Annotated in this window: 29 protein-coding genes; 24 read left to right on the forward strand and 5 right to left on the reverse strand. The window is 48.1% G+C overall.

The window, feature by feature from the left end; all coding sequences use genetic code 11:
• Nucleotides 1-2: 2 nt before the first annotated feature.
• The gene (locus BM184_RS02480; RefSeq protein WP_086941297.1) at nucleotides 3-467 is read left to right on the forward strand and encodes a YtxH domain-containing protein; all 465 of its coding nucleotides are present in this window, start codon (nucleotides 3-5) and stop codon (nucleotides 465-467) included.
• Nucleotides 468-550: 83 nt separating this feature from the next.
• Here the strand turns inward: BM184_RS02480 and BM184_RS02485 are convergent, their stop codons facing one another.
• Complete coding sequence (locus BM184_RS02485; protein ID WP_086941298.1) at nucleotides 551-1660, reverse strand: M24 family metallopeptidase; 1110 nt, start codon at nucleotides 1658-1660, stop codon at nucleotides 551-553.
• A 226-nt stretch (nucleotides 1661-1886) separates the two neighbouring features.
• Here BM184_RS02485 and ccpA point away from each other — a divergent pair, with 226 nt between their 5' ends.
• The gene (ccpA, locus tag BM184_RS02490) at nucleotides 1887-2897 is read left to right on the forward strand and encodes a catabolite control protein A (protein ID WP_086941299.1); all 1011 of its coding nucleotides are present in this window, start codon (nucleotides 1887-1889) and stop codon (nucleotides 2895-2897) included.
• 173 nt (nucleotides 2898-3070) lie between these two features.
• Here ccpA and BM184_RS02495 read toward each other — a convergent pair whose 3' ends face one another.
• Both BM184_RS02495 and trhO read right to left on the reverse strand, forming a co-directional pair.
• Nucleotides 3071-5803 carry a transglycosylase domain-containing protein gene (locus BM184_RS02495; RefSeq protein ID WP_086941300.1) on the reverse strand — a complete coding sequence of 911 codons (2733 nt, stop codon included), beginning with the start codon at nucleotides 5801-5803 and terminating at the stop codon, nucleotides 3071-3073.
• A gap of 145 nt (nucleotides 5804-5948) precedes the next feature.
• Nucleotides 5949-6929 carry an oxygen-dependent tRNA uridine(34) hydroxylase TrhO gene (trhO, locus tag BM184_RS02500; RefSeq protein WP_086941301.1) on the reverse strand — a complete coding sequence of 327 codons (981 nt, stop codon included), beginning with the start codon at nucleotides 6927-6929 and terminating at the stop codon, nucleotides 5949-5951.
• A gap of 172 nt (nucleotides 6930-7101) precedes the next feature.
• On the opposite strand from trhO, the gene BM184_RS02505 reads away from it, so the two are divergent.
• Nucleotides 7102-7998, forward strand: a complete 897-nt coding sequence (locus BM184_RS02505; protein WP_086941302.1) for a diacylglycerol/lipid kinase family protein — start codon at nucleotides 7102-7104, stop codon at nucleotides 7996-7998.
• Between the two features lie 55 nt (nucleotides 7999-8053).
• Here the strand turns inward: BM184_RS02505 and BM184_RS02510 are convergent, their stop codons facing one another.
• Entirely contained in the window at nucleotides 8054-9862 is a 1809-nt protein-coding gene (locus tag BM184_RS02510) for a M3 family oligoendopeptidase (RefSeq protein ID WP_086941303.1), read from the reverse strand.
• Between the two features lie 109 nt (nucleotides 9863-9971).
• Between BM184_RS02510 and BM184_RS02515 the strand changes: the two genes are divergently transcribed.
• The 4 genes from BM184_RS02515 (at nucleotide 9972) to BM184_RS02530 (ending at nucleotide 12371) form a co-directional block, all read left to right on the forward strand.
• Nucleotides 9972-10469 carry a VanZ family protein gene (locus BM184_RS02515; protein WP_086941304.1) on the forward strand — a complete coding sequence of 166 codons (498 nt, stop codon included), beginning with the start codon at nucleotides 9972-9974 and terminating at the stop codon, nucleotides 10467-10469.
• Nucleotides 10470-10535: 66 nt separating this feature from the next.
• Nucleotides 10536-11273 carry a YebC/PmpR family DNA-binding transcriptional regulator gene (locus tag BM184_RS02520; RefSeq protein WP_086941305.1) on the forward strand — a complete coding sequence of 246 codons (738 nt, stop codon included), beginning with the start codon at nucleotides 10536-10538 and terminating at the stop codon, nucleotides 11271-11273.
• A gap of 246 nt (nucleotides 11274-11519) precedes the next feature.
• Nucleotides 11520-12029 (forward strand): DJ-1/PfpI family protein, encoded by a 510-nt coding sequence (locus BM184_RS02525; RefSeq protein ID WP_086941306.1) that lies wholly within the window; start codon nucleotides 11520-11522, stop codon nucleotides 12027-12029.
• A gap of 45 nt (nucleotides 12030-12074) precedes the next feature.
• A complete protein-coding gene (locus BM184_RS02530) occupies nucleotides 12075-12371 on the forward strand; it encodes a hypothetical protein (RefSeq protein ID WP_086941307.1) in 297 nt (98 codons plus the stop codon).
• A 107-nt stretch (nucleotides 12372-12478) separates the two neighbouring features.
• Here the strand turns inward: BM184_RS02530 and BM184_RS02535 are convergent, their stop codons facing one another.
• Nucleotides 12479-13369 carry a YitT family protein gene (locus tag BM184_RS02535; protein WP_245830499.1) on the reverse strand — a complete coding sequence of 297 codons (891 nt, stop codon included), beginning with the start codon at nucleotides 13367-13369 and terminating at the stop codon, nucleotides 12479-12481.
• A gap of 168 nt (nucleotides 13370-13537) precedes the next feature.
• Here BM184_RS02535 and comGA point away from each other — a divergent pair, with 168 nt between their 5' ends.
• From comGA to recN, 17 genes are all read left to right on the forward strand, one after another.
• Nucleotides 13538-14581 (forward strand): competence type IV pilus ATPase ComGA, encoded by a 1044-nt coding sequence (gene comGA / locus BM184_RS02540; protein WP_086941308.1) that lies wholly within the window; start codon nucleotides 13538-13540, stop codon nucleotides 14579-14581.
• Entirely contained in the window at nucleotides 14538-15605 is a 1068-nt protein-coding gene (gene comGB, locus BM184_RS02545) for a competence type IV pilus assembly protein ComGB (RefSeq protein WP_177208510.1), read from the forward strand. Before comGA ends, comGB begins: the two co-directional genes overlap by 44 nt.
• Nucleotides 15605-15925, forward strand: a complete 321-nt coding sequence (gene comGC, locus BM184_RS02550; RefSeq protein ID WP_086941310.1) for a competence type IV pilus major pilin ComGC — start codon at nucleotides 15605-15607, stop codon at nucleotides 15923-15925. Before comGB ends, comGC begins: the two co-directional genes overlap by 1 nt.
• Before the next feature lie 20 nt (nucleotides 15926-15945).
• Nucleotides 15946-16389 carry a prepilin-type N-terminal cleavage/methylation domain-containing protein gene (locus tag BM184_RS02555; protein ID WP_086941311.1) on the forward strand — a complete coding sequence of 148 codons (444 nt, stop codon included), beginning with the start codon at nucleotides 15946-15948 and terminating at the stop codon, nucleotides 16387-16389.
• On the forward strand, nucleotides 16364-16705 hold the full coding sequence (locus BM184_RS02560; RefSeq protein ID WP_086941312.1) for a hypothetical protein: 342 nt from the start codon (nucleotides 16364-16366) through the stop codon (nucleotides 16703-16705). The genes BM184_RS02555 and BM184_RS02560 overlap by 26 nt, the downstream gene beginning before the upstream one ends.
• Entirely contained in the window at nucleotides 16674-17141 is a 468-nt protein-coding gene (comGF, locus tag BM184_RS02565; protein WP_086941313.1) for a competence type IV pilus minor pilin ComGF, read from the forward strand. The genes BM184_RS02560 and comGF overlap by 32 nt, the downstream gene beginning before the upstream one ends.
• A 70-nt stretch (nucleotides 17142-17211) precedes the next feature.
• Nucleotides 17212-17496 (forward strand): hypothetical protein, encoded by a 285-nt coding sequence (locus BM184_RS02570; protein ID WP_143091102.1) that lies wholly within the window; start codon nucleotides 17212-17214, stop codon nucleotides 17494-17496.
• A gap of 248 nt (nucleotides 17497-17744) precedes the next feature.
• Complete coding sequence (locus tag BM184_RS02575) at nucleotides 17745-18806, forward strand: M24 family metallopeptidase (protein WP_086941315.1); 1062 nt, start codon at nucleotides 17745-17747, stop codon at nucleotides 18804-18806.
• A 68-nt stretch (nucleotides 18807-18874) separates the two neighbouring features.
• Entirely contained in the window at nucleotides 18875-19432 is a 558-nt protein-coding gene (efp, locus tag BM184_RS02580; protein WP_086941316.1) for an elongation factor P, read from the forward strand.
• Nucleotides 19433-19458: 26 nt separating this feature from the next.
• Nucleotides 19459-19884 (forward strand): Asp23/Gls24 family envelope stress response protein, encoded by a 426-nt coding sequence (locus BM184_RS02585; RefSeq protein WP_086941317.1) that lies wholly within the window; start codon nucleotides 19459-19461, stop codon nucleotides 19882-19884.
• Nucleotides 19881-20336, forward strand: a complete 456-nt coding sequence (gene nusB / locus BM184_RS02590) for a transcription antitermination factor NusB (RefSeq protein WP_086941318.1) — start codon at nucleotides 19881-19883, stop codon at nucleotides 20334-20336. The genes BM184_RS02585 and nusB overlap by 4 nt, the downstream gene beginning before the upstream one ends.
• 126 nt (nucleotides 20337-20462) lie before the next feature.
• A complete protein-coding gene (gene folD, locus BM184_RS02595; RefSeq protein ID WP_086941319.1) occupies nucleotides 20463-21302 on the forward strand; it encodes a bifunctional methylenetetrahydrofolate dehydrogenase/methenyltetrahydrofolate cyclohydrolase FolD in 840 nt (279 codons plus the stop codon).
• A gap of 16 nt (nucleotides 21303-21318) precedes the next feature.
• Nucleotides 21319-22653 carry an exodeoxyribonuclease VII large subunit gene (xseA, locus tag BM184_RS02600; protein ID WP_086941320.1) on the forward strand — a complete coding sequence of 445 codons (1335 nt, stop codon included), beginning with the start codon at nucleotides 21319-21321 and terminating at the stop codon, nucleotides 22651-22653.
• A 2-nt stretch (nucleotides 22654-22655) separates the two neighbouring features.
• Nucleotides 22656-22898: an exodeoxyribonuclease VII small subunit gene (locus BM184_RS02605; protein WP_177208526.1), complete on the forward strand. Its 243-nt coding sequence runs from the start codon at nucleotides 22656-22658 to the stop codon at nucleotides 22896-22898.
• 5 nt (nucleotides 22899-22903) lie between these two features.
• On the forward strand, nucleotides 22904-23797 hold the full coding sequence (locus tag BM184_RS02610; protein WP_086941322.1) for a polyprenyl synthetase family protein: 894 nt from the start codon (nucleotides 22904-22906) through the stop codon (nucleotides 23795-23797).
• A 12-nt stretch (nucleotides 23798-23809) separates the two neighbouring features.
• Entirely contained in the window at nucleotides 23810-24652 is an 843-nt protein-coding gene (locus BM184_RS02615) for a TlyA family RNA methyltransferase (RefSeq protein ID WP_086941323.1), read from the forward strand.
• A gap of 34 nt (nucleotides 24653-24686) precedes the next feature.
• Nucleotides 24687-26387, forward strand: a complete 1701-nt coding sequence (gene recN / locus BM184_RS02620; RefSeq protein WP_086941324.1) for a DNA repair protein RecN — start codon at nucleotides 24687-24689, stop codon at nucleotides 26385-26387.
• Nucleotides 26388-26423: the final 36 nt, after the last annotated feature.

Raw genomic sequence — 26423 nt, forward strand, 5'->3', positions numbered from 1 at the left:
TTATGACAAAAAGTAAAGGTGGATTTTTATTAGGGGCAATCATCGGCGGGGCAGCTGCAGCCATTACAGCTTTGTTGTTTGCGCCTAAACCAGGCAAAGAATTGCGCGATGACATCACGGAGGAAGTAAATAATCTTCTGGATACAGCACGCGATTATGCAGATATCGCTGTAGAGAAGGGCAATGAGTTCATGGACGTCGCCAAAGAAACCACGGAAGATATCAAAATCAACTTGAAGGACACCACTTCATCGATTAAAACACAATTCACTGAAACGACCAAACATGTCGGTGATGACTTGAAAAAAGTAAAAGAAGACATCAAAGAGAAAGCTACTGATGTGAAAGAATTTGCTTCTGTCATCGCTGAGGAGGGCAAAGAGGAAGCTGCAGCCGTAACGGAAGAGAAAAAAGCCGCAGTGGAAGAAAAGGTTGAAGAGATCAAAGACAGCGTGGAAGATATCTGAACGCAACAAAAAAACAGGCCGCGTGCCTGTTTTTTTGTTGCGTAGTGTTTTGTCGGTCGATACCGCTGCACCAGCCCAACCCACTAATCGATCAATTTTAAATACGCACCTATATCGGTAGGGGTGTGCGTGAAGGATTCAAAACCGTCTGCAGTCACAAATCCGCAATCCTCGACTCTGACCCCGATATCCCCTTCGATGTAGATGCCGGGCTCGATGGAAAAACACATACCTTCAGTAAGGGCCATTTCATTGCCTTCCATGATGGATGGGAATTCATGCACACCTTGACCCAAGCCGTGGCCCAGACGATGGTTGAAGTAGCGGCCGTAGCCCGCTTCGGTAATGATTGTCCGCGCTACGGCGTCCAATTCGCCAGCTTTGATGCCGGGATGGACCGCAGCCATCGCTTCATCATGGGCTGCCAATACCAAATCGTAGATTTTTTTTTGGTGCGCAGATGGCTCTTCACCAAAGAAGAACGTGCGTGTCACATCACTGGCATAACCTTCGTGCATGGTTCCCAAATCGAACAGCACAAACTGGTTTTTCTTGAGTTTGGTGTCGCCGGGGACGCCATGGGGGCTGGCTGCATTTTCACCGAAAAGTACCATAGTTGTGAAACTCATTTCGGCTACGCCTCTTCTTTTCAGTTGGTATTCAATTTCTGCAACGACTTCCAGTTCAGTGATGCCCTCGCGAAGCGTTTTTGCACCTATTTTGAGTGCTTCATCAGCCCAATAGCCAGCTTCCTTCATGAAGGCGAGTTCTTGTTCATTCTTGATCAGGCGCATTTCCTGAAGGGTTGCGCTGATGTTATGGCCGAAAGTGGCTGTCGGGAAATGTTTCCGCAATGCTTCCATACGCTCGACAGTCAAGAAATCCTTTTCGATGGACCAGTCCGACAGCGGCGAATGACGCGCTTGTATGCTGGTTGCCAGTACCGTCCAAGGGTCTTGCGTATCCATGTAGCTGACCACTTCAAATTCCTCAGCAGTCTTCCGCGCATCATTTTCTTCCAACGCAGGGACAAACAGCAGGGGCTTTGCATCCTTGAACAAAACGGCCGCCAAGATTCGCTCGTGCGGATCGCTCCGGTATGAGGAAACATAAAAGACATTTTTAGGGTCATTGAGGAATATGATATCGACATCTTGGTTTTTCATTAAATTGATAATTGAGTTTAAAGGCATTTTTAATATGACACCTTCCTTTCTTTAGTATTATAGCATATAATTAGGGTTCTATTTTTGAATAACGCAATGTGAAATTTTCATGAAAACTTTTATAAAACGCTTGCATATCTTATGAAACAATGTTAAATTCATTATAAGCTTGTAAAACAATCAATATTTACAACATTATGTTGAATAATGGAAAATAAAAAATTGAAAACAATTGAGATAAGGAGCAACATAAATGGAAAAACAAACGATTACAATTTACGATGTGGCTCGCGAAGCAAACGTCTCCATGGCAACTGTTTCCCGCGTAGTGAACGGTAATCCAAACGTGAAACCATCCACAAGGAAAAAGGTATTGGAAGTCATTGAACGTTTGGATTACAGACCGAATGCGGTCGCCCGTGGTTTGGCAAGCAAGAAAACAACGACAGTAGGGGTTATCGTTCCTGACGTCACAAACCTGTTCTTTGCATCTTTGGCACGAGGAATCGATGATATCGCTACAATGTACAAATATAATATCATTTTAGCGAACTCCGACCAGAATGACCAGAAAGAAATCCAAGTATTGAACACCTTACTTGCGAAACAAGTGGATGGCATCATCTATATGGGCAATAAGATCACTGATGAGCTGCGCGCAGAATTCTCGCGTTCCAAAACGCCGGTCGTGCTGGCTGGAACAATCGATCCTGAGCAACAAGTCGGAAGCGTCAATATCGATTACATTGCTGCAACCGAAGAAGTCGTAGCGAACATGATTGCGAACGGCAAAAAACACATTGCTTTCGTATCAGCATCGCTTTCCAATCCGATCAATGGACAGTATCGCCTGAAGGGTTACAAAAACGCTTTGGTCAATGCAAACATTCCTTTTGATGAAGCCCTTGTCTTCGAATGTGAGCCGACGCTTCAAAATGGTGAGCTATTGGCTGAACAATTACTTGAAGCCGGAGTGGATGCAGCATACGTAGCCGGTGATGAACTTGCCATCGGCCTGTTGAACGGTATCATCAATGCAGATGTCAGCGTTCCTGAGGCATTTGAAGTCACTGCCAGCAATAATTCCCGCATAACAGAAATGGCTCGTCCAAAGTTGACATCCATCATGTTGCCGCTGTATGATATCGGCGCTGTTGCGATGCGTTTGCTGACGAAAATCATGAACAAAGAAGAAATTGATGAAAAATCAATCATTCTTCCATACAAAATCGTCAACAGAGGAACAACATTACCAAAAAAATAATCTGTTCATCCGAAAGACATTCAAGCCCAAAAAGCCCTGCATCCGAACCAGATGCAGGGCTTTTTTCTGTGTTTTTCAAGAAATGATCAGCCAGAAACACGGGAGTATCGCACATTGCAAAACTATATGCAACGGCAATCAAAAGGCTGTCCCGGGATGGGACAGCCAATTTCTTACTCCTCAGCTTCTGGGGTTTCTTCAGCCGGTGGGGTTTCGGCTTCTGTTTCGGTTTCCGTCTCTTCGGTTGTTTCGTCAGTCTCTGTTTCGGGTTCTGCCTCCGCATCGTCTGCAGCGTTGTTTCGGGAAGCAGCGGCTGCATTGCTTCTCGCTTCTGCTGCAGAAAGGTAACTGTCCCAAAAATCTTCCAAGTCCGCCTCGGTGGCCCCAGGAGAGAAGTTGTAGGAGATCGTTTTCGGTAGTGAATCCGACTTGAAAAGGTCGCTCCTTGTGCTGCCGTTAAGGGAAACGGACAAGCCATTCGCGAACGAAACGGTGCCTGCCAACGTTCCGGTTTCTGCCAGCACTGATTTTTCGACAATCCCTTCCGGTTGTTGATGTGTCAGATCGGTGCCGAGGATGTCTGGATTGATGCTGTAGATCTTGTTGGCGATCTGGGACCAGTAATTCAGATTCCGCCCGGTCGGAAGACCTTGATTATTAGGGTCATAGAAGACATGTTCCCCCTTGTAATTGTCATAACCCATCCAAGAGCTGAGCGTGACGGTAGGGGTGCTGGCGATGAACCAGATGTCCCGGTTGGCTTCCGATGTCCCGGTCTTTCCGGCCCAATCGGCGCTGAAATTCAGGTAATTGTTGATCGAGCGGCCTGTGCCATCGGTGATGACATCGCGCAGAATATCCAAAGTCAGATAAGCTGTCTGTTCCGAGAATACTTCAGTCGTTTCGGATTCGTGCTGATAAACGATATCCCCGTGCTTGTCCGTGATCGTTTCGATCAGATATGGCTCAACATGATCGCCTCCGGTTGCGAAAGTCGTGAAGGCACTGGTTTGTTCCAAAACGGTAGGGCCATCATTCGTTGCCCCGATCGCTAAGGATGGATTGCCGTATTCCGATTCGTCGATCGAGGTGATGCCCATTTTTTCCAGATATTGCCCAGGGTTCATCCCTTCATCATTCATCGCGACGTAGAGCTTGATCGTGGGGTTGTTTTTTGATTGGTAGAGCGCTTGGCGAGCCGTCATGAATGTATTGGAAATGGTGTCGCCGAAGTTTGTAGGCTCCCATAGTGTGCCATCGGGCTGTTTGATGCTGATTTTTGTATCAGGCACCATGGAAGCAGGGTAGATAAAATCCTGTTCGATTGCCGGCGCATAGACCAGCAATGGTTTGATTGTCGAACCGGGGGAACGGTTGGTGCTGAACACATGGTCCACCTGATTGACCGAAAAATCCCGGCCGCCGATGAACCCGATGATTTTTCCGGTCTCATTCTCGATCAGCGCACTGCCTGTTTGGGCAAGCTCGGTCACTTCCTGCGTGACCCCATCTGCATCAACATAGGTATCCACGAATGTATTCCCTAAAGTGTGACCATACTCGGCCGCAACTTCCTGCATGCCGTTATAGATGTCTTTGTCGATTGTGCTGTAAACATTGTAGCCGGATAAGCGCAGCGTATTGTCTGCATTTGCATAGTATTCGTTGTACAATTCGATGTCCGCTTCAAGATCATCCATCGTGAGGTCATCACCGGCAGCGGCCTGTTCCATCAATATCAGGATCGCTTCACGTTCGACAGCTTGATAAAGGTAACTGTTCCTGTCCGCTTGCGTGGCATGAGCAGCGACGAAATCCTGGGTGATGTCGTACGCGATTGCAGCATCATAGTCTTCCTTGGTGATGTAGCCTTCGCTGAGCATACGGAAAAGTACGGTGTTTTTTCGGTTCAGAGCTGCAGTCAAATCTTCCTTTCTTTCGCCGTATTGCGTGAAAGGGGTATAAGTATAAGGATTCTGTGGGATGCCCACCAAAAATGCTGCCTGAGCCAACGATACATCTGTTGCATGTATTCCAAAAATACCGTTCGCCGCTTCCTCTATGCCTGCGATATTGGAACCGCTGCTGTTTCGGCCGAAGGGAGAGACGTTCAGGTAGGCTGTCAGTATTTCGTCCTTCGTAAAGAAATTTTCAAGCCGCAGTGCCAACAAGATTTCATTGGCTTTGCGGGAAAAAGTCACTTCATTCGACAGTATCTGTTGTTTGACGAGCTGTTGCGTCAAGGTGGAACCGCCGCTTTGGCTGCCGAAGCCGGTCAGTTCAGTCACCAATGCCCTCAGTATGGCTTTAGGAACGATCCCTTCGTGCTCATAAAAATTTTCGTCTTCCGTTGCGATGAGCGCCTCTTTGATGAGCGGAGAAATGCTTTCCGATCCGACCGTGGTCCTGACCAAGTCGGTGCGGATTTCCGAAATCGCTTCGGTATTTGCATAGTACATAGTCGAAACTAGTTCGACATTGCCGATGTCTTCAGCCATGCTTTCGTATGAAGGGGCTGTCTCCTTTGAAATCAAATTAGCGAAGTAACCCAAGCCTGCACCGCCAGCGAAGATTCCCAACAGGACCATCAACAGTACGATGCCGGTAAAAATATTCCGGATCACACCAAAAAAAACATTGAAACCGAAAGCTCCTTTTGAGAGAAGCGGCTTTATGTTTGTTTCTGTGACAAGCTTCCGTCTCATTCCTCGCCAAGACACTCTGCCTTGTTCCATGCGCCTGTGGGTCTTTTGTTCCCAAATCAAGGCTTTTTCCTTTGTTCTAGCAGCATTTTCTTTTGTGAAAATCCGCTGGAGGCTGCCGTTTATCGATTGCCCAAGGCGTTTAAAAAATAGCCCGGTTTTTTTCAGCCATTTTTCAGCTTTATTTCCATCTGGATTGTTCATATGTTCCCTCTTTCCTTTTCAGGTGGTCACTTATCAGTATAACAAAAAAGCTTTCCCCTGACTATTCAATAGAACGAACAATCACGAAGTCGGAGGAACCAAAAAAAATCAGCAAGGAATGCTATCCTTGCTGATCCTGTGGCTGTTACGCAGTTGTTGCGGCAGAGCTCTCCATTGTCTCCCCGATGGCGGCCAAACGCTCCGCTACATCAGACTGTGTCAATTGATTGCGCTGCACATAATAATTCGGCTGGTGGATGCGGCATTCATGCGAGCAGCTGCGCATATATTTGTGTTCGTTTTCTTCGGAACAAAGCATTCTGCGGTTGCAGCTCGGGTTGGCGCAATTCACATAGCGTTCGCATGGCGTACCATCGAACCAGTCTTTTCCGACCACGACGTGTTCAATGCGATTGATATCCACACCGATGCGCTCATCGAATACATACATCTTTCCGTCCCAAAGGTCGCCTTTGACCGTTTCGTTTTTCCCGTAGGTTGCGATGCCTCCGTGCAGTTGGCCGACATCCTTAAAGCCTTCCTTGACGAGCCAACCTGAGAATTTTTCGCAGCGGATGCCGCCGGTGCAATAGGTGACAACGCGTTTCTCCATGAATTTTTCCTTGTTGTCGCGGATCCATTGCGGCAATTCGCGGAAGTTTGCGATATCCGGACGGACGGCGCCACGGAAGTGACCAAGGTCGAATTCATAGTCGTTGCGGGCATCGATGACAACCGTATTTTCGTCAAGGATGGCTTCACGGAACTCTTCCGGCGACAAGTATGCTCCGGTTGTTTCGTTAGGATCGAGGTCGTCTCCCCCAAGGTGCAGGGACACGATTTCCTGACGATGACGGACAAACATCTTCTTGAAGGCATGACCGTCCGTTTCATCGATTTTATAGGTGATGTCGTTGAAGCGTGCGTCTGCATTCATATGCTCGATATACGCTTGCGTTTGTTCAACGGTTCCGGAAACCGTACCGTTGATGCCTTCTGCGGCGACCAAAATTCTTCCTTTTAAGCCGATTTCTTTGCAGAATCGTAGATGTTCTTGCGCAAATGTTTCTGCCTCCTCTATCGGTGTATATTTATAATAGAGTAGGACACGATATTCTTTTGTCATACTGCTCCTCCTGAATCAATGTGTTTTACTTCGAACGTTATGAAATTATACACATTTTGTAAGCGGAAAGCCAAGAATATGCTCAACAGCCGAAACAGGGCGTCCCGCTTTATGGATGTGGGGGCTGCGTGCTACACTTGCTGCAAAGGTAAAATGAAAGCGGGGGAATGATATGGGTATTTGCACATTGATCGTAAATCCGTCGTCGGGGGGCGAAAAAGCTACTGGCTATCTGGATTTGATGAAAGCGCAATTGAGCAAAATGTTCGAAGAGGTCACAGTCAAAGAAACCGAGAAACAGGGGGATGCCATGCAGTTCGCGCATGAAGCGGCAAACAAGGGCCATGAAGCAGTTTTCTGCATGGGCGGCGATGGCACTGTCAACGAAACAGTCAATGGCTTGGCGTCTGCCGGAAAAAACGTATCCTTCGGGTTTGTTCCTCTGGGCACCGTCAATGACCTCGCAAGAGCGATCGGTATCCCATTGGAACCCGAGCAAGCCATCAGCATGTTGGGCGATGCGGCTTTGGTCGATCTGGATATCGGCAAGGTCAATGATCGTTATTTTGTGTCGAATGTCGCTGCCGGTGCGATTCCTGAAGCTGTCGAAGAGGTCAGCGTGGAGCAAAAAACAAAATATGGCCCGCTGGCATATTTCATGGAAGCAGGAAAAGCACTGACGAGCCAGACGATGCATCGGTTCCGTTTTACGGTTGATGGAGAGACATTTACGCAGGAATCGCCGCTTGTTCTGATCGCATTGACGAATTCGATTGCCAGCTTCGAAAATTTTATGCCGCAAGCAAAAGTCGATGACGGCAAGATGCGGATGGTTGTTTTCAAGGAGTTCAATCTGTTGGATTCGCTGAGACTCTTGCCACAGCTTATCATGGGCGAAATCAGAAATTCGGATACTGTCATCTATATGTCTTTCGAACAGGCCACTATCACCCTTGAAGATGGCGACAGCCTGATCACCAATGTCGACGGCGATGAAGGACCGGCATTTCCGCTAGAAATCGAAATACTGCCATCCTTCATCAAGGTTTATGGACCGGCAGCCACTTGAACAAAAGCAAATCCCTGCGACCGGTATTACTTGGTCGCAGGGATTTATTTTGTCTTCACATGTATTTTTGGGTCAAACGCAGGAATTCTTCGACGTCTCCCGCCATGATCTCCAAGCCCTGGTTCCAGAAGTCAGGCTGCGTGATATCGGCACCAAGATGCTTCATTACGAGCTCCTCCGTCGTCATCGAACCGGTATCCCGCAAGAGGGAAATATAGGTTTCCTCAAAATTTTCGGTCTGCTGCATCGATTGCGCGTAAATCCCGAGGCTGAACAGGAAGCCAAACGTGTAAGGGAAATTGTAGAATGGCACATCATCGATGAAAAAGTGCAATTTGCTCGCCCAGAATAGAGGGTGGTAGTCACTCAAGGCCCCTTGGTAGGCCTCTTTCTGGGCAGCCTCCATCATTCCGGACAGCCGTTCTGCAGTGACAAAACCGTTCATCCTTTCGGTGTAGAAGGACTTTTCGAAAAGATAACGGGCATGAATATTCAGAAACATGGCTGTCGCGTTTTCGAGCTTCGTATTGAGCAAGGAAATTTTTTCTTCGTCGCTGCTGGCTTCTCTGACCGTAGCCGCGCTGATGATGGTTTCCGCAAAAGTCGATGCCGTTTCGGCCACGTTCATGGCGTAGCGCGTATTCAGATCTGGCAAGTCGCGCATCACGTGGGAATGAAAGGCATGGCCCAACTCATGGGCTAACGTGCTCATATCGCTTGCTGAACCCGTAAAGGTCATGAAAATGCGTGATTCTTTCGATTCCGGATAATCTTCGCAATAGCCGCCAGGTCTTTTCCCGGATCGGTTTTCGGCTTCGACCCAGCGGTTCTTGACGGCATCCAAGGAAAATTCTGCCAGTTTCGGACCAAAGGAGGCAAAGTGTTCAATGATGTAATCGACTGCTTCGTCGAAACTGAATGTCTTTGATTGGAAACTGCCGAGCGACACAGGGGCATCGACATCATACCAGGCAAGCTTGTCCTTGCCCATCAGAGCGGCTTTACGGTCCAAAAACGAAAGGAAGGGCTGTTTGTTCGCGCTGATGGCCTGCCACATCGTATCCAGGGTCTCGCGCTTGATGCGGTTGTAGCGCAAAGGTTCCGCCAAGAAATCCTCATCCTGGTGCGCCTCAAAATCAGCCAACCGGAAACCTTGCAGGTGGTTCAACGTATCGGCGAATGCCGGTGCAAGGGATCCCCAGGCTTTTTCCCATTCAGTGAATATTTTTTTGCGGACGTTCGGATCGGGATCGGCATACATCCGGTTCATCGCTTGGCCGGCGGATAGTTCGCTCAAAGTTCCGTCAGACTCTTCAAAGGGGATCTTGATGAAGGATACGAGCGTGTCATAGTGCGCGCTCCAACCGTTGAAACCATCGACACGCAATGTAGCCAACAAGGCTTCTTCCTTGTCGGACAAGAGCCGGCTGCCCTGTTGGCGCCATTCCGACAGGGCGAATGCAAGCGCTGAAAAAGCAGGTTTTTCCAATAACGGGGCCCAATCGCTTTCTTTGACTGCGGTTACTTTTTTCTTCAGAGTCGTTTGAATAATCGTTAATTTGCTGTACAATTGAATTATTCGCGCATGGATTGCGCTTGCATCCAAATCCGATACATCGGCTGACTGGACACCAGTTATGAAACTGTTGCATTGCATCAGGGCTTTTGCGTACAGCTCCTCGTCATGAAGCAGATCCTGAAATACAAGATAGTCCGGTTTATCTCGTTCGGGGTCCCAAGCGTTTGCTGCGGATTCAAAATCCTTCAATCCTTCTTGGATGGACTGTATCTTTTCTTGCAGGGCCGGTGAAGAACTCCCGCCTTCAAAAAATGAATCCAAATCCCAGGTAAGGCTATATTTCATGCTGATCATCCTCTCAGTCTTGATTGACTAACGTATTGCCATAAGTACATTATATCCATTTACAGCAGAAATAATAAAAGAATTCACATCAGGAAAGGAAAAAAGCTACATGCAACGAGAACAAAAGAGCAATTCATACATAGTGGGAGCAGTTCTGATCATGGGTTATCTCTATTACCGCGCCACTTTCCAACAAGATTTTTATGCTTTGCCGAATATCATCGCGAATCTCCTGCAGTCGCAACCGCTCTCCGGCCTGTTCGCAACATTCACCTTCCGATACGGGGAGCAGGTGGTCAGCATGGGGGCATTGGGCTATTTCGGTTTTCTTGGATTCTTCGGCAGCAAGATATGGATGTTCCTTTCCTATTTCATCTTGGCGTACCTGTGGTATGGGGGACTGTCCGGGAAGATTCGGGACAAGGTAACACCGATTGTTGTGGCGCTGCTGCTTTCCATCAGTTACGCGGCTGCGGATGAATTTCATCAATCGCTTGTGTCCCCGGCATTTGCGATGAAGGAAGACGTGATATTGGCCAGCGCAGGGGCAATTTTGGCTATAATCGCCGGTTGGTTCTTCCTGACGGTCAGAAAAGGCAGAAAGTGAATTGCCATGAGCGGTTACTTTTGATAAAATGATTGAGTAAATTAATAGATGAGAAGAGGGATCTGAATGTCAGGACATTCAAAATGGAGTAAAATCAAAGGCGCAAAGGGCGCTGCCGATCAAAAACGAGGTAAAATTTTCCAGAGATTATCGAAAGAAATTTATATGGCTGCAAAAAACAGCGGTCCGGATCCCTCATCTAACCCGAGCCTGCGCTTGATCATCGATAAAGCGAAAGCAGCGAACATGCCGAATGACAACATCACCCGCGCCATCAAGAAAGCAACATCTGCCGGAGAAGGCGAAAACTATGAAGAAGTCACTTATGAAGGTTACGGCCCGAACGGCGTGGCTGTTTTGGTCCATGCATTGACCGACAACCGCAACCGTACCGCCACAAACATCAGAGTCGCATTCAACAAAAACGGAGGATCTTTGGGAGAATCCGGTTCGGTGAGTTACATGTTCGACCGCAAAGGCTATATCGCAATCGAGCGTGAAGACTTGGAAGTGGATGAAGACACAATGTTGATGAGCGTATTGGAAGCTGGTGGGGAAGAGCTGCAGACAAGCGATGAAGTATTCGAGATCTACACGGATCCTGCCGATTTTGATGCGGTTTGCGAAGCTTTGAAGGCAGAAGGCTACGTGCTGGCCGAAGCGGAAGTCACGATGGTTCCGCAAACAATGTCGGCTATCGCAGCGGACAAGGAAACGCAATTCAGGACGATGCTGGAAAAACTGGAAGATGATGATGACGTCTCTGAAGTATTCCACAACGCTGATCTGGACGACGAAGAATAACAGCTTACACAAAATCAAAACCGAATGCCTTCCTTGTCAGCAGACAATGGCGGGCATTCGGTTTTTTGGATGCCGTCCCGCCGCTGGCCATTAAGCGTCATCTTTTCCCCTGCAATCGCTTTCTCGCTTGGCTTGTAGTATAATTTAGGTAGCTAAACTCGATCTGCCCTTGGGCTTTTCGAACATGGCTCCAAAGCGAAGCTATCATTATCCGATCGGGATAACAATGAATGGGGGAACAGCAGTATGGCAAAACTAATATTTGTGATTGCACCTGAAGACTTCCGCGATGAAGAATTATTCATGACCCAAGAAGAAGTTGCTAAATGCGGACATGAGATGTGGATCGCCAGCCACAAAACCGGTACCTGCATGGGTGTGCATGGCGGAATCGCGCAGTCGGATCTTTTGGTTGAGGATGTCGATACGAACAGTTTTGATGGTGTGGTGTTCGTTGGGGGAAAGGGAAGCCGCGTTTTCTTCGACGATCCGCATGCCTGGATGTTGGCCCAAGCGATGAACGGACAGGGCAAAATGGTTGCGGCCATTTGCATCGCGCCTGTCATCTTAGCGAATGCGGGTTTATTGAAGAAGAAAAATGCGACTGTTTTCGAATCCGAGATTGCGACTATCGAAGCCAAAGGGGCAGTGTATTCTGAGTCCCCTGTGACAGTCGACGGCAATATCATCACTGCGAGCGGTCCGCATCAAGCGAAACAGTTCGGACTGGAAATTTGCAATTTTTTGGCGGGGTAAAGCGGGAGAACAGCTGTTGATGAGGAATTGGAGGCGGCAGGGGATATGGAAGAGCTGAAAGCCAGAATCGATGTGTTGAAGGAACAGGATCCCGTCAAAATGCAGGACCTGGAAAGGAAATACGGATTGCTGAAGTTCGAGCTGCTGGAAGCGAAAAAAGCAGTGGAGCTGCAGGAAATCACCCTGGCGGATGTGAAAGGCGAATGGATCAAAGACAATTCGGAGGAAAACCTCGCCATATTGCGTGAGAAAGAGCAGAACCTGAAGATTGCCAGAATGAACTACAACGCTGCTGTGGAGAAAATGGACATTATGAAGACCGTCGTTTTTCTGCTTTCCTGAAAGGGATAAATATTTTTAAAATAATAATCGTTCACAACGAAAAAGAACGGCAAGGACCTTGAGGATGGTCCCTTGCCGTTCTTTTTCGTTGTGCAGTTGTTTTGTGATCATTCCGACTGATTGTCGATGAAATCGTTGATTTTTTGCTGGTAGTGCTCATCCGAAATCAAATAAGAGAAGCCTTCGCCGATGACGCTTTGCGCTTCACTTATGGTGAAGAAAGCCTTCGGATCGATGGCCGTCACGATCCGGTTGAGCGGCATCAATTGCTGTCTGTTGACGATGATCAGGATCACCTTCTTCTGACTTTTGGAGTAATAGCCCTCGCCTGACAAAAAGGTCATTCCGCGGCCGATTTTTTTATCGATTGCATCAGCAATTTCCTGATGCCGATCCGAGATGATCAGTACTTGTTTCTTCGGATTGAACCCTTCCAGGATGAAATCCAGAACTTTCGTTTGTACATAAAGATGCACGGCAGTCAAGACGACATTTTCCAGCCCAATGACAAAGATGGAGGGCCCGACCACGAACAGGTCCAATACGACCAGTGCGACACTGGTGCTCCAGCCGAGATATTTATTGAAAATCAAGGCGATGATATCGGAACCGGCTGTGGAACCGCCCGCTTGCATCACGAGGCCCAAACCTGTGCCGACCAAAAAACCGGAGCAAAGCGGCGCCAGGATGATGGTTTCCATCGGGTAACGCCAGGCAGCCGTAAGCTGCAGGAACACCGACATCAACAGGGTGGCCAGAAGCGTCAACCGCATGGTCGATTTTTCCAAAAAGCGGAATCCGATGACCAAGATGATGGCGTTCAAGACGAAACTAGTTATGGCAACAGGGATATTCATGGTATAGAAGGCCAACAAACTAATGCCGGTGACGCCGCCTTCACCAAGATGGTTCGCAACGGAAAACATATTGATGCCCACCGCGAACAGAAATGTTCCGATAGCAATCCAAAGAATCGATGCAGTAACGTTCTTTTTCAAAAAGTTCACCTCCCTTATACTTGAGTGATCCCGCATATTTTTCATGTGTGAGACCGCTATTTAAGCCAATATAACATATTTTATGATAAGTTTCTCGTCGGATAAAGAGCGGACTCGATGTTTTTGCAGAAGCTATTAGTGACGGCAAAATAGAAATGAGGTGATGATATGGAAGAAAAGGCAGAGAGCCTTTTGGCGGATGCGATGCGGCTGGGTGTTTCCGATATCCATCTGCTCCCTTACGAAGACCATTATGAACTCTTTTTCCGGGTGAGTACCGGATTGTCGAAAGTATCCGAGTATACAATCGAAAAGGGTGAACGGCTGATTTCCTATTTCAAATTTCTTTCGAACATGAATGTGGGCGAAAGGCGGAAACCGCAATCCGGAGCTGTCAGGTACCGGCTGAACGGCAAAAAAATAGAACTGAGGCTGTCCACCATCGCGAATTTCCGCTACCAAGAGTCGCTCGTGATCCGTATGCTGTACGCCAATCCGGGCTCGGAGCCAGGTTTGCACGCATTTTTTCCGGCCCAGGAATCGGAGCTGCTCGAACTGTTGGATCATAAGAGCGGGCTGGTGCTGTTTTCCGGTCCTACCGGCTCCGGGAAAACAACCACCATCTATCATTTGCTGCGCAGGAAATACGCCGATGAACCGCTGCAGATCATTACGATGGAGGATCCGGTCGAAATTGAAGAGCCGCTGTTTCTGCAGGCCGAAGTGAACGAAGCTGCGGGCATCACGTACGATCTGCTCATCCGCCAGTGTCTGCGCCATCATCCGGACATCCTTGTCATAGGCGAGATCCGGGATGAGGAAACGGCAAAAATGGTTGTGAGGAGCGCCTTGACGGGCCACTTGGTGATTGCGACGATCCATGCCAAGGAGTCATTCGGGGTATTGGAAAGGCTGCGGGAACTGGCGATTTCTTCCGAACAAATGAAGCAGACGCTGCTCGCTGTCGTCTCCCAACGTCTGATCGCAAAATATTGTCCGCTGTGCTCCGGGAAGTGCACGATTCACTGCTCCCACTATCAGGTAAACGAAAAGTCGGCTGCCATCTACGAAATATTGGCAGGCAAGGAACTGCAGAATCATCTGCGGGACAAGGAGGACGGAAAGCGGTTTGTCTCACTGAATGACAAATTGCGCAAAGCCTATGCGTGTGGATACATTACGGAAAAGCATTACCTGGAAAATCTCGTCTGAAAAACGCTGGCAGGCAAAAGAGCAGGCTTATTTTCTGAGGCGCTTGGGAGAATTGCTGAAGGAAGGGTTTTCGTTGGCCGAAGGGCTCGCCTTTCTGAAGATGATGCAGCCGAAGCGCGTGGACGATATCCAGCGCATGCAGGCCAAACTGGAAACAGGCATCAATCTTGCTGATGCATTGGCTGGATGCGGCTTTTCGGAGCAAGTCGTATCGCAGCTGCGGCTGTCCTTCCTTCACGGGAAATTGACGGAAACTTTGCTGTTTTGTTCAGACTTCCTGACGGAAAAGGACAAACAGCTGCATAAGCTCAGAAAAGTCCTGATCTACCCGTTGTTTTTGCTGGTGTTCGCGAATGTGATGCTGATTGCGATCAGGCAGGTCCTGCTTCCCAGTTTGGAGACGATGCTGGTGCCCTCGGAAGAGGGTTCTGGATTGATGGTCCGCATCATCCTGAATTACCTGGAGAACCTGCCGCTCATCATATTGGGCACGCTAGCATTAGACGCCAGTTTGTTCCTGTTGGCAAAAAGTTATTTGAAAAAGAAATCAGCTTTCCAAAAATCGTTGCTGTTCTGCCGGATTCCGCTCTTCAGCAAATGGGTCCAACTCTACTATTCCTTTTTCTTCTGCCGGGAATACGCCTATTTCTTCCGCAACGGCATGCAGCTGAACCAGATCGTTTCGCTGATGCGCGGCGATGAAGGGACGGCCTGGATGAAGGAAATATCCGGATTGGTGGAGGAAGGGTTGATGCAGGGCGACAGCTTGATGACGATCATCAAACGTTATCCCATCTTCAAAGAGGAGATGGGCTGGATCATCTATCACGGCGAGCTCACCAGCCAGTTGCCGATCAAGTTGAGCATGTACAGCGAAGAATGTTTCCGGCTGCTGATAGCGGACATCGAGCAGAAAATCGGCTGGCTGCAGCCTGTCTTGTTCCTCATGGTCGCCGTCATCGTGATGGCGATCTATCTTATATTGTTGATGCCGATGCTTAGTTCATTAGGAGGAATGTATTAATGAATACGATCAAAAAAACACTAAAAAACAAAAATGGTTTCACTTTAATGGAAATGGTTCTTGTTCTGTTCATCATATCGGTGCTGATGCTGATGATCATCCCGAATGTGGCGAACACGAAGAAAAGCGTGGAGACAAAAGGCACGGACGCTCTGGCGGTCGTCGTGCAGACACAGGCTGACATGTATGAACTGGATACAGGGACGGAAGCTGCCAATTTCGCTGAACTCAAGGCTGGTGGTTACTTAAGCGACAATCAAGTGACTCAAGCAACCGCCAAACTGACAATTGCAGGCGGAAATGTTTCCAAAATTGAATGATTTAAATGACGGCTTGAATAATGTATAAAAGCGGATTTACATTATTAGAAAGCCTGTTGGTGCTGATCATCGCATCCATGATTTTGCTGCTGACCCCGCAAGTGGGAACCGCAACGGATGAATTCGCGTTCAATCTGTTTTTGGACGATTTCCTGACGGAGCTGCACACGGCGCAGAGTTACGCGGTCATCACAGGGAACGGCGTCAATATGGATGTCGTGCGACCGATCGGGGCAACGCATTACGCTGTTTTTCAAGACGGCGCCGGATCGGACCGTTACATCAACCGCAAGTTGCTGTTGCCTGAAGGATCAAGAGTGATCCAAGGCTACACCGGATTCATCAAAGGGGGCAGCGGGTATCTGCAGCCGAACACCATCATCATGGAAACAGCCCGATATCGTTATACCATCACAATCCAATTGGGGAGCGGTCGTTATGAAGTCAACAAAGCTAAACGATAGCAGCGGTTATATGCTTTTCGAAAGTCTGATCGCTTTGGCTATGGTCAGCATCTCGCTCTATGTGCTGCTTCCGCATTCCGTTCAATTTTTCACGACATTAGAAGCAGCGGGAGAGGAAGTTGCCTACTGGCGGGTCGCGCAGGACCAGATGCAGGTCATCGCCAAGGGAGGCAACCCAATCGGAAGTCAGGCTTCCGGAGGGATGCTGTTCACCACTACTTGGGATCCGGAAACTGCACAGTTGGAGGTGGGCGGCAGTGACGGGGCAGAAAGGGTGACGGTGCGTGTCGACGAAATCCAAGCGGAAAGTCCATAAACAATCGCAAGCAGGATTCACTTTATTGGAAGCGGCGTTTGCACTGACTGTCAATACGATGGTGCTGCTGCTGATGATGGGAGGCATGGAGGTCATCCGCACTGCGAATATCCAGATGGAGAAGACCCAGGATGCGGAATGGCATCTTTTCCTGATCCAACTCGAGCATGAGTTGGAAGATGAGTTGTTGGTGCAAAAGACTAGCACGACCATCCGCACCAAATCGCAAAATCCGGCCGATGCAGCCGCCTATACTTATGAATTCCGTATCAACAAAGTACTCCGGTACAAAAACGGGGCCGGCTATCATCCGATGCTGCTGCATGTCAAAGCGCTGAAATACGAGGTGACCAATGAAGGGGTTTTTATCCAGGCTACGCTTTCGGACGACCAGACGCGCAGAGCGCATTTCATCCTGCCGAAGGCACCCATTTAATAGTGATCGTTCACGGGGGAAGGGCGGCTCGATCTTACCGATCACCATTTTCTACCTGTTCCTTTCACAAATGATGCTTTTCGGAATCATAAGGGTTTATGAGAATCAGCTCTATCTGTACAGATTGACGGAAAACCACTACAAAGCGCAAACTTTGCTGGCCTATACAGACTACTGGCTGAAGGAACATAACAAAGAATCGACTCCGGAAAATCGGATCGTACCAGCTTCCCTGTCTTTCGACGAAGGAAGCGTGCACTGCGTGGCGGATGCGAGCGGCAAGGTCACAGCAACCGTGACGCTTCAGAATGCCTACAGCGAAACTTTGGTAGTGGAAATCCTGTCCCCGCAGTGATACGCAAAAAAAGAAAGGTCTTATGGAGAACGAGGCTGAGGTAAGCAGCCAAGAGAAACGCACAAGAAACCCGAAATAACGTCGGGTTTCTTGTGCGTTTTTTGGTAGTTCATCGGGTTTGGAATCGAATGCTGATCCCAAAGCGCATATACACGAATTTCCCCTATCTATGCGGGCTCTTTTTTGATATACTTGATAGGTATGTTTGTAAACAAACAGGATATTTTTATTGGAAGGAAGTATGTGAAATGAGTAGAGTCTCAAAATTGCAGGATGCCATCAAAGCAAAGAAGATGGATGCAATGCTGGTGACAAGTCAATATAACTTACGTTATGTTTCCAATTTTACGGGTACGACCGGTTTGGCGGTCATCACTCAAGAGGAAGCTTTTTTTGTGACCGACTTCCGTTATACCCAACAAGCTGCTTCACAGGCGCAGGGTTTTCAGATTATTCAGAATAAAGGACCGATATTCGATGAAGTGAAAAAAATTGTGGAAGAAAATGGCCTCTCATCTCTGGGGTTTGAAGACGCCATCATGTCTTTCCGCAGTGTCGAGGATTTGGAGGATCTGGTGACCTGTGATCTGATTCCTGCTTCAGGCATCATCGAAGAATTGCGTGAAGTCAAAGACGAAGAGGAAATCAAGACCATCAGACGTGCCTGTGAAATTGCGGACGCCGGGTTCATGTTCATCCTCGATCACATCCGTCCGGGAGTGTCGGAAATAGAGATCGCTAATCGCTTGGATTTCCACATGCGCGATTTGGGTGCGAGCGGCGTTTCATTCGAAACGATTGTCGCCAGTGGCATCCGTTCCGCCATGCCGCACGGTGTCGCCAGTCCGAAATTGATCGAAAAAGGCGACTTCGTGACGCTGGATTTTGGTTGTTATTACAACGGCTATGTTTCGGATATGACCCGCACGGTTTCGGTTGGGCAACCCCATGCAGAATTGAAAAAAATCTACGAGATTGTTCTGTCTGCCCAACTGCGCGTGAATGAGGCAGCAAAAGCCGGCATGACCGGCATCGAAGTCGACAGTGTCGCCCGCGATTACATTACGCAACAAGGCTACGGGGAAGCGTTCGGTCACTCCAATGGCCATGGGATCGGCTTGGAGATACACGAGGGTCCGAACACATCGCAAAAAGCCGGGAAAGTGCTGGTTCCGGGGAATGTCATCACTAATGAACCGGGCATCTATCTTGCAGGTCTGGGCGGTGTCCGGATTGAAGATGATCTTGTGATCCGGGATAACGGCAACGAGATTTTGACACATTCTCCAAAAGAATTGATTATTTTATAAAAAAATAGAATCCGCACTAAAATAATGGTAAACTTAGTTCAAATGAGCTGCCACAGGAGGAATTATTAATGATTTCAGTAAATGATTTTAAGACAGGCCTAACGATCGAAATTGATGGAGGGTTATGGAAAGTTGTCGATTTCCAACACGTTAAACCAGGTAAAGGTGCGGCTTTTGTCCGTTCAAAATTGAAGAATCTTCGCACAGGAGCTGTACAGGAAAAAACTTTCCGTGCGGGTGAAAAAGTCGGAAAAGCGCATATCGCGAACCGCAAAATGCAGTTTCTTTACGAGAGTTCCGGTGCTTATGTATTTATGGACACTGAAAACTATGAACAGATCGAATTGAATGCAAGCCAAATCGAGTACGAATTGAATTATCTGAAAGAAAACATGGAAGTCAACATCCTGATGTATGAATCAGAAACAATCGGTGTCGATCTTCCGAACACAGTAATCCTGCGCGTGGAAGAAACTGAGCCAGGGATCAAGGGCGATACAGCTTCAGGCGGTTCAAAACCGGCTAAAATGGAGACTGGATTGATGGTCAACGTACCATTCTTCGTGAATGCGGATGATATGCTTATCGTCAACACAACGGACGGTTCTTACGTATCCCGCGCATAGTGTTTCCCAAGAAAGGAGAATGACAGATGATGGAAGAAACAAACATTCCTTTAGCAAACGGTCCGGCTCCGCTGGGAGAGATTGAAATTGCTCCTGAAGTGATAGAAGTGATCGCTGGCATTGCAGCGAATGAAGTAGACGGTGTTTATGCGATGCAAGGGTCATTCAAGACCGGCGTCAATGAATTGTTGGGACGCACTGCCCATAACAAAGGTGTACATTTGACAGTCGATGAAAATGGTTTGTCGGTTGATGTGTATTGTTACATCAAATACGGGGCTTCCGTGCCGAAAGTCGCTTTGGATATGCAAGAAAAAGTGAAGGAACAAGTCCTTTACATGAGCAATCTTGAAGTGTCGCAAGTGAACGTCCATGTGGTCGGCCTTGTCGCACCAAAATCCGAAGACAACACTTATCTTGATTTGGATACAGAATTGGGGGAGAATGCGTGAGCACTTCCCGTTTAACAAGAAGAGAAATCCGGGAAAAGGCGCTTCAAGCCCTTTTCCAATTGAAGACGAACGAAGAATTGACCCCTGAAGAAGCAATCAAGCAAGCGTTGCTGAGCGATTCAGAGGAATGGAACAGCGAAGAGGATATCGAAATTCAGGAGTATCCTTATTTGGTCACACTGGTGCATGGCGTGTTGGATAATCAAGCGGCGATCGATGAAGCGATCCAACCTTACCTGAAGAATTGGACTGTGGGCAGATTGGCCAAAGCCGACGCTTTGATCATGCAGATTGCTGCTTATGAAATGTTGTTGGGAGATACGGAACAGGTACCTCAAAGGGTAGCGTTGAATGAAGCAATCGAAATTTCAAAGCTCTATTGCGATGAACAATCGAGCAAATTCATCAATGGTGTATTGTCAAACCTCATTCCTAAAACGGAAAATCCTTAATGCTTCGGCATAAGGGTTTTCTTTTTTTAGTTGATGAATTCGGGTATACCAAGCCCGCTTTTCTAACCGTAATCAAAGATATTATGGTAAAATAAACGGTAACACCTAGGAAAAGGAGATTGATTAATGGAAACGATTATCATGGATGGAAAAGGCTTAGCAAAAAAAATGCAGGATCAGATGAAAGAACAGGTAGCAGCATTGACAGCGGAAGGGAAAACCCCGGGTCTTTGCGTCATTTTGGTCGGCGAGGATAAAGCGAGCCAAGTCTATGTCCGCAATAAAGAGAAACAATCCGAAGCAATGGGTATGAATTCGCGTGTCGTTCGCCTTGCGGCAGACATTTCCGAAGCGGATCTCCTGGCTGAAGTTGAAAAGCAGAACCAAGATGACAGCATGCATGGCATTCTCGTGCAGTTGCCTTTGCCGAAACACATAGATGAACAAAAAGTCCTGCGCGCCATCCGTTACGAGAAGGATGTGGATGGGTTCCATCCGATGAACGTCGGAAACTTCTTCCTGGGCAATGAATCAGCATTGCCATGCACACCGTACGGCATCATGAAAATTTTGGAAGAGTACAATATCGCGCTTGAAGGGAAAAAAGCGTTGGTTATCGGCCGGAGCAATATCGTCGGCAAGCCGATGTCCATCATGTTGCTGAACGAAAACGCGACAGTCACAATCGCCCATTCACGCACCAAAAACCTGAAAGAATTGGCTAAAGAAGCCGACATCCTGGTTGCGGCAATCGGCAGAGGCCATTTCGTCACTGCTGATTTCATCAAAGAGGGCGCAGTCGTAATCGACGTAGGGATGAACCGCAGTGCGGAGGGCAAATTGATCGGCGATGTGGACACGGCCGGTGCAATGGGCATCGCAAGCCACATCACACCAGTGCCAGGCGGTGTCGGTCCGATGACCATCACGATGCTGTTGCAACAAACAATCGATAAAGCAAAATAATCAAGGAGGCACAAAGTTGGAACCTGTCTATCTAAGCGTCACCGCTTTAACCAAATACATCAAAAGAAAATTTGATGCCGATCCTTATCTCGAACGTGTTTACCTTACTGGTGAAATATCCAATTATCGTCCGCGTCCGGGCCATCAATACTTCAGCCTGAAGGATGACCATGCCGTCATCTCAGCAGTGATGTATAAAGGCAGATTCGACAAGCTGACCTTCAAGCCCAAGGAAGGGATGAAGGTCATGCTCATCGGACGGGTGAATGTCTACGAATCGGGCGGTACCTACAATATCATGGTAGAACATATGGAACCGGATGGCATCGGCGCTCTGTACCAAGCCTTCTCGGAACTGAAGGAGAAATTAGCGCGCGAAGGTTTGTTTTCCCTGCCGAAGAAAAAGCTTCCTGTCTTTCCTAATCGGATCGCCATTGTGACCAGTCCAAGTGGCGCGGTCATTCGGGATATCATGACGACCGTCAAAAGGAGATACCCGATTGTGCAACTCGTGCTCTATCCGACGATTGTCCAGGGTAAGGATTCCGCTGCCAATATCGTAAAAAATCTTCAAGCAATTGAGCAAAAAGGGGATTTTGATATTGTCATTGTTGCGCGGGGCGGCGGTTCCATTGAGGATCTTTGGTCCTTCAACGAGGAAGCAGTCGTTCGGCAAATAGCAGCCATGAGTGTCCCGGTCATTTCTTCCGTAGGGCATGAAACTGATACGACATTGGCCGACTTTGTTGCCGATGTCCGCGCCGCTACTCCAACGGCAGCAGCAGAATTGTCTGTACCGGTATTGAGCGATGTCATCCGCTATATCCATCAGATCGACAACAGACTCTATCAAAAGATGCGGCATCTGCACACGATGCAGCAGCAGCGGTTGAACCGCGCCATGCAATCCTATATCTTCAGACAACCGGAAAGGATGTATGAAGGCTATGCCATCAAAGCGGACCAGGTACAGCAACGCCTGATCACTCAAATACAGCAACAGATCCAGCTGCGGTCCAATGAGCTGCAACGGCTGCAATTGCGCCTTGAAAACCGCAATCCCGCGAGGGAAGTGCAGCTGGCCGGCAATCGCAGACAACAGGTTGCCGATGAGCTGCACAGGGCTATGGACCGCTATCTGAAGCAAAAGGAAATGCGCATGGCGTCGGTCATGCAATCGTTGGACTTGTTGAGTCCATTGAAGATCATGTCGCGAGGGTACACTTACACGACTCGGGATGGCAACGTAGTCGCATCCGTCAAGGAGTTGCACAGCGGCGATAAATTGAAGGTGAATTTTTCGGATGGTTATGCCGAAGCAGAAGTAAAACAAGTGGTGGAGGAAAAATGATGATGGCCGAAAAGAAAGTAAGTTTTGAAGAAGCGATGAACCAATTAGAAGCTATTGTAACAAGACTGGAAGCAGGGGATGTTCCCTTGGAAGAGGCCTTGGAGCAATTCAAGGTCGGGATGGATCTCAGCAAGTATTGCCAAGACACTTTGAACAATGCTGAGAAAACGTTGGCGAAAATCGTCAACCCTGATGGTTCGGAAGCGAATTTTGAAGAGCCGACAGTCCAGACCGAAGGAGAATGACGAACATGAGTCTTAACGAATTTCAATCGGAATGGATGCCTCGGTTCGATGATTACCTCTATTCGGAATTGGATGCATGTGTGCCTGCGCAAGAAAATCTGCACAAAGCGATGGCGTATTCTTTAATGGGGGGCGGAAAAAGAATTCGCCCTCTTTTAGTGTTGGCGACCCTTTCATTGGCAGACGGCGAGATTACGGATGGATTTGCCGCCGCAGCCGCTTTGGAATATATCCATACCTATTCCTTGATCCACGATGATCTGCCGGCTATGGATAATGATGATTACAGACGGGGGCGCTTGACTTTGCATAAGGTATTCGGAGAATCCACGGCGATCCTTGCCGGTGATGCCTTGTTGACGGCCGCTTTCGAGATACTTGCAGAATCCACCGCCATTTCGGCAGACAAAAAAATCAAACTGATCGGCTTATTGGCGAAAGCCTCGGGTCCGAATGGAATGATAGCCGGACAGATGGATGACGTTGAAGGCGAAAAGAAGGCACTTACAATAGAAGAGTTGAAACAAGTGCACGAGAAAAAAACCGGCGCATTGATAAGATACGCTGTCACGGCGGGATGCCTTGTCGCGGAGGCAGATGAACCATTCACAACCGAAATGGAAGAGTTCTCCAGACACTTGGGCTTGGCTTACCAGATCCACAATGATCTGAAGGATGTCGTGTTGGATGAGGCCGAGACCGGAAAAACCATCCATCACGATGCCGCATTGAACAAAAATACATACCCATCTCTGCTAGGGGTAAGCGGAGCCATCCAGGAACTGAACAGCGTCATCGGCCAAGCGGAAGGCTGTTTGGATCGGGTGGCACTGTCCTATAGCGGTGCGGAGGATAAAATAGATGTATTCCGCCAATTAATGGATTACGTCAGAATATAACGGGAGATTACCATGGAAAAAGAAAGATTGGATTTACTTGTAGTACAACAGGGCTTGACTGATTCCCGTGAAAAAGCCAAAAGATTGATCATGGCCGGGCAAATCTATGACGAAAACAACCAGCGTTACGACAAACCGGGTGAAAAGATTTCCGTCGAGAAAACTCTCCATATAAAAGGAGAAACGTTGAAATATGTGAGCCGTGGCGGATTGAAACTTGAAAAAGCCATCGGATTATTCCAAGTGGATCCAAAGGACAAAATCTTCTTGGATATCGGCAGTTCGACGGGAGGCTTTACGGATGTCGCGCTGCAAAATGGGGCAAAACTCTGTTATGCACTGGATGTCGGCTACAATCAATTGGATTGGAAACTGCGCCAGGATGAACGGGTTGTCGTGATGGAACGGGTGAATTTTCGTTACAGCAAATTGGCGGATTTTGAAAAAGGAAGGCCGGAGATGGCTTCCATTGACGTATCCTTCATTTCGCTGAAACTTATTTTGCCGGTTCTGAAGGAAATCATTGCAGTCGGCGGAGATGTCGTTGCGCTGATCAAACCGCAGTTCGAAGCCGGAAGAGGAAAAATCGGCAAAAAAGGCATCGTCAGTGATCCGGCAGTCCACAATGAAGTGTTGCGGGACATCTTGGATTTCGCCGCGTTGACCGGGTTCGATGTGAAGAATCTGAGCTATTCGCCTATCACAGGCGGGACCGGAAACATCGAGTTTTTGGTCCATTTACAGGCCAATGACCATGCGCCGGGAATCATTTCTCCAGAAATCGACAGCCCGCAAGTGGTCAAAGAGGCTTATCTGCAGCTGAAAAGCAAATCGATCTCAATTTCCGATAAATAGGTATTTTAGGAACCGTTGTGAAGGGGAATGCGGAATGTTACAAGAGTTGTCCATTAAAAATTTTGCGATAATTGAAAATCTTCAAGTGAGTTTTGACGAGGGAATGACCGTGCTTACCGGGGAAACCGGAGCAGGAAAATCCATCATCATCGATGCCGTCGGTCTGTTGGCAGGCGGAAGAGGGTCCCACGATTTGATTCGACACGGCGAAAACAAAACGGTCATCCAGGGGCTTTTCAGTATTCCCGAAAACGCCAAGACAGCGGCCGTGCTGGAATCGTATGGAATAGAGGCGGATGGGGACCAAGTTCTGCTGCAACGGGAACTTTCCCGGAACGGCAAAAATATTTCCCGCGTCAATGGCACAATCGTAACGGTTGCGACTCTGCGCGAGGTCGGGGAAACCCTGATCGATATCCATGGACAGAACGAACATCAAGAATTGATGGATCCGCAAAAACATATCGACCTACTGGATCAGTTCGCCGGGAATGAATTGAAAGAAGTCAAAATGACCTACCTCAATAGCTATTCCAAATATTTGGATACACGCAAACAATTGATCCAACTGAAGACAGACGAGAAAGAAACAGTCCAAAGAATCGACTTGTTGACTTTCCAAATCCAGGAAATCGAACAAGCACAATTGAAGGATCCTGCTGAGGATGAAAAACTGGAAGAAGAACGGAACCTGCTCGTCAACTACCAAAAAGTCATGCAGGCTTTGACCAGTGCATATGATTCATTGCAGAACAGCGAGGAAAACGGCATCGACAAAATCGGTCTCGGCATGGCGGCACTGGAAAAAGTTCAGGACATCAATCCTGTCTATCAGACAATCGCATCATCCGTCTCGGCAGCGTATTATCAACTGCAGGAATGCGCGGGTGACATCCTGTCGGAAATCGAGCAATTGTCCTACGATGAAGGCCGCTTGAACGAAATCGAAAACAGGTTGGAATTGATCCGCCAGTTGAAGCGGAAATACGGAAACACAATCAGCGAAGTGATTGGGCATTACGGTAAAATTTCCCAGGAACTGGACCTGATCGAAAACCGGGAAAGCTACCTTGAGAAACTCAACGTGGACTATAACAAGGCAAAAGCAGAGGTTATGGCTATCGGCAAACAACTGACTGCGATCCGGAGGGAAGCTGCAGTCGTTCTTGAAGAACAGATCCAATTGCAGTTAAAGGAACTGTATATGGATAAAGTTCTCTTCAAGACTGTTTTCCATGAACAATCGGGGAAGACCGCGATAACGGATAACGGCTTGGATCAGGTGGAATTCTATATTGCGACGAACGTCGGCGAACCTCTGAAAGCATTGGCGAAGGTGGCCAGCGGTGGCGAACTTTCCCGGATGATGTTGGCGATGAAAGCCATTTTCACCAAAACCCAAGGCATCACCAGCATCATCTTTGATGAAGTGGATACTGGTGTATCGGGCAGGGTAGCGCAAGCGATAGCCAATAAGATCCACTTGGTGGCCAGCTACTCGCAGGTGCTGTGCATCACCCATCTGCCGCAAGTGGCAGCGATGGCAGATCAGCACCTCTATATAGAAAAAGAAATCATCGCCGATCGGACAAAGACACATGTCAAACCGCTGTTCGGGGCTGAACGGATCAACGAAGTCGCGCGCATGTTGGCAGGCACCGATATCACGGAACTCTCACTGGCTCACGCGAAAGAACTGCTGGAGTTGGCCGATACCGAAAAAAACAAAGCGTAAAAGAAAAACTGCGCAGTAGAGCAGACCGGAAGGATT

The sequence above is a fragment of the Trichococcus pasteurii genome, from assembly GCF_900112935.1.
GTDB classification, from domain to species: Bacteria; Bacillota; Bacilli; order Lactobacillales; family Aerococcaceae; genus Trichococcus; species Trichococcus pasteurii.

Bases quoted from the DNA above. Each gene is read 5' to 3' on its own strand.
- BM184_RS02585 (WP_086941317.1), top strand. From the start codon at position 19,459: ATGATGGAAGAAACAAACATTCCTTTAGCAAACGGTCCGGCTCCGCTG.
- BM184_RS02605 (WP_177208526.1), top strand. From the start codon at position 22,656: ATGGCCGAAAAGAAAGTAAGTTTTGAAGAAGCGATGAACCAATTAGAA.
- folD (WP_086941319.1), top strand. From the start codon at position 20,463: ATGGAAACGATTATCATGGATGGAAAAGGCTTAGCAAAAAAAATGCAG.
- BM184_RS02530 (WP_086941307.1), top strand. From the start codon at position 12,075: ATGGAAGAGCTGAAAGCCAGAATCGATGTGTTGAAGGAACAGGATCCC.
- trhO (WP_086941301.1), bottom strand. From the start codon at position 6,929: ATGACAAAAGAATATCGTGTCCTACTCTATTATAAATATACACCGATA.
- ccpA (WP_086941299.1), top strand. From the start codon at position 1,887: ATGGAAAAACAAACGATTACAATTTACGATGTGGCTCGCGAAGCAAAC.
- BM184_RS02570 (WP_143091102.1), top strand. From the start codon at position 17,212: ATGATGCTTTTCGGAATCATAAGGGTTTATGAGAATCAGCTCTATCTG.
- BM184_RS02515 (WP_086941304.1), top strand. From the start codon at position 9,972: ATGCAACGAGAACAAAAGAGCAATTCATACATAGTGGGAGCAGTTCTG.
- BM184_RS02555 (WP_086941311.1), top strand. From the start codon at position 15,946: ATGTATAAAAGCGGATTTACATTATTAGAAAGCCTGTTGGTGCTGATC.
- BM184_RS02610 (WP_086941322.1), top strand. From the start codon at position 22,904: ATGAGTCTTAACGAATTTCAATCGGAATGGATGCCTCGGTTCGATGAT.
- BM184_RS02520 (WP_086941305.1), top strand. From the start codon at position 10,536: ATGTCAGGACATTCAAAATGGAGTAAAATCAAAGGCGCAAAGGGCGCT.
- BM184_RS02510 (WP_086941303.1), bottom strand. From the start codon at position 9,862: ATGAAATATAGCCTTACCTGGGATTTGGATTCATTTTTTGAAGGCGGG.
- BM184_RS02525 (WP_086941306.1), top strand. From the start codon at position 11,520: ATGGCAAAACTAATATTTGTGATTGCACCTGAAGACTTCCGCGATGAA.
- BM184_RS02480 (WP_086941297.1), top strand. From the start codon at position 3: ATGACAAAAAGTAAAGGTGGATTTTTATTAGGGGCAATCATCGGCGGG.
- efp (WP_086941316.1), top strand. From the start codon at position 18,875: ATGATTTCAGTAAATGATTTTAAGACAGGCCTAACGATCGAAATTGAT.
- BM184_RS02575 (WP_086941315.1), top strand. From the start codon at position 17,745: ATGAGTAGAGTCTCAAAATTGCAGGATGCCATCAAAGCAAAGAAGATG.
- BM184_RS02505 (WP_086941302.1), top strand. From the start codon at position 7,102: ATGGGTATTTGCACATTGATCGTAAATCCGTCGTCGGGGGGCGAAAAA.
- comGA (WP_086941308.1), top strand. From the start codon at position 13,538: ATGGAAGAAAAGGCAGAGAGCCTTTTGGCGGATGCGATGCGGCTGGGT.
- BM184_RS02615 (WP_086941323.1), top strand. From the start codon at position 23,810: ATGGAAAAAGAAAGATTGGATTTACTTGTAGTACAACAGGGCTTGACT.
- BM184_RS02560 (WP_086941312.1), top strand. From the start codon at position 16,364: ATGAAGTCAACAAAGCTAAACGATAGCAGCGGTTATATGCTTTTCGAA.
- BM184_RS02485 (WP_086941298.1), bottom strand. From the start codon at position 1,660: ATGCCTTTAAACTCAATTATCAATTTAATGAAAAACCAAGATGTCGAT.
- comGC (WP_086941310.1), top strand. From the start codon at position 15,605: ATGAATACGATCAAAAAAACACTAAAAAACAAAAATGGTTTCACTTTA.
- recN (WP_086941324.1), top strand. From the start codon at position 24,687: ATGTTACAAGAGTTGTCCATTAAAAATTTTGCGATAATTGAAAATCTT.
- BM184_RS02495 (WP_086941300.1), bottom strand. From the start codon at position 5,803: ATGAACAATCCAGATGGAAATAAAGCTGAAAAATGGCTGAAAAAAACC.